Annotated in this window: 2 protein-coding genes; both read left to right on the top strand. The window is 74.0% G+C overall.

Going from position 1 to position 1,976, the window contains the following annotated elements; genetic code table 11:
* Nucleotides 1–113: 113 nt before the first annotated feature.
* Complete coding sequence (locus PLL68_RS14385; protein ID WP_324535250.1) at nt 114–1,292, top strand: cysteine desulfurase family protein; 1,179 nt, start codon at nt 114–116, stop codon at nt 1,290–1,292.
* A partial coding sequence (gene mnmA, locus PLL68_RS14380) for a tRNA 2-thiouridine(34) synthase MnmA (protein WP_324535248.1) occupies nt 1,292–1,976 on the top strand: 685 nt, incomplete at its 3' end. The genes PLL68_RS14385 and mnmA, both read left to right, overlap by 1 nt.

The following is a 1,976-nucleotide window of genomic DNA, read 5'->3' as shown; positions in this document are numbered from 1 at the left end:
ACCGCTTGCGCTGACACGGTTTCCGAGCCGCGGCGCGCCCGCTGCCTGCCGCCGGGGGATGCCGTGCGGTCGGGGGAGTCCGCTGCCCGGTCCGAAACGTAGAATCGCCCGTTGTGACCCACTACCTCGACCATGCGGCGACGACACCCATGCTGCCCGCCGCGGTCGACGCCCTGCTCGAGGTCTCCCGCCAGGTGGGCAACCCGTCGTCGTTGCACACCTCCGGTCGGGCCGCCAGGGCCGTCGTCGAGGAGGCCCGCGAGCGCATCGGCGCGGCCCTCGGAGCCCGGCCGTCGGAGGTGGTGTTCACCTCGGGGGGCACCGAGGCCGACAACCTCGCCGTCAAGGGCACGTGGCTGGCCCGCCGGGCGAAGGATCCGTCCGTCAACGGCGTCGTGGCCAGCTCCATCGAGCACCACGCGGTGCTCGACCCCGTCGGGTACCTCGAGGACTCCCGCGGGGTCCCCGTGACCTGGCTGGAACCCGACCGCTGCGGGCACCTCGCCCCCGACACCCTGCGCGAGGCCCTGGCTGCGGGCGGCGTCGCGGTCGCGAGCGTCATGTGGGCCAACAACGAGGTCGGCACGATCCAGCCGGTGGCTGAGCTCGCCGCGGTCGCCCGCGAGCACGGGGTGCCCTTCCACACCGACGCCGTGCAGGCGATCGCCCACCTGCCCGTCCGCTTCGACGACAGCGGTGCCGACCTGATGACCGTCAGCGCCCACAAGATCGGCGGGCCCGTCGGGGTCGGTGCCCTGCTGGCGCGGCGTGACGCCCCGCTCGTGCCCATCGCCCACGGTGGTGGCCAGGAGCGGCAGGTGCGCAGCGGCACCCTGGACGCGGCCGGCATCCACTCGTTCGCCGTGGCCCTGGAGGAGACCGTCGCCCACCGAGACGTCGAGGCCAAGCGCGTGCTCGCCCTTCGCGACCGGCTCATCGAGGGGGCGCTCGGCCTCGGGCTCGGCATCACCGTGAGCGGTTGCTGGAAGGCCGGCGACGCGACCAAGCGCCTGCCGGGCAACGCCCACCTGCTCGTGCCCGGGTGCGAGGGCGACTCGCTGCTCTACCTCCTCGACGCGGCCGGGGTCGAGTGCAGCACGGGTTCGGCCTGCCAGGCCGGGGTACCGCAGCCGAGCCACGTGCTGCTCGCCATGGGGCACACCGAGGCGCAGGCGCGCGGCGCCCTGCGGCTCTCGCTCGGCCACACCTCGACCGAGGCCGACGTCGACGCGTTCCTCGCTGCCCTGCCGGGTGTCGTCGAGCGGGCTCGACGGGCGAGCGGGCTGCTCTGATGAGGGTCGTCGCCGCGATGTCGGGCGGGGTCGACTCGGCCGTCGCCGCCTCACGCATGATCGAGGCCGGCCACGAGGTCGTCGGCGTGCACCTGGCGCTCTCGCGCTCGGCCGCGACGCTGCGCGAGTCCGCCCGCGGGTGCTGCACCATCGAGGATGCCGGGGACGCGCGTCGCGTCGCGGACCGGCTCGGCATCCCGTTCTACGTCTGGGACCTCGCGAGCCGCTTCGAGCGCGACGTCGTCGAGGACTTCGCCGCCGAGTACGCGGCCGGGCGCACCCCGAACCCGTGCCTGCGCTGCAACGAGCGGATCAAGTTCGCCGGGCTGCTCGACAAGGCGGTGGCCCTGGGGTTCGATGCCGTCGCCACCGGGCACTACGCGCAGATCGTCCAGGGCCCGACGGGTCGCGAGCTGCACCGGGCGGTCGACGCAGCCAAGGACCAGTCGTACGTGCTCGGCGTGCTGGACGCCGACCAGCTGGCGCGCTCGTTCTTCCCGCTCGGTGACTCGACGAAGACCCAGGTGCGGGCCGAGGCTGCGGAGCGTGGGTTCGCGGTGGCCAAGAAGCCGGACAGCCACGACATCTGCTTCATCCCGGACGGCGACACCCGTGGGTGGCTGAACCGGCGGCTGGGGGAGCGGCCGGGTGAGCTCGTCGACGCGGTCACGGGTGCCGTCGTCG

The organism is Ornithinibacter sp., assembly GCF_035443565.1.
In the GTDB taxonomy this organism is placed as follows: Bacteria; Actinomycetota; Actinomycetes; order Actinomycetales; family Dermatophilaceae; genus Fodinibacter.
Note: the sequence above shows the minus strand (reverse complement) of the source record. Positions and strands in the feature narration are given on the sequence as shown.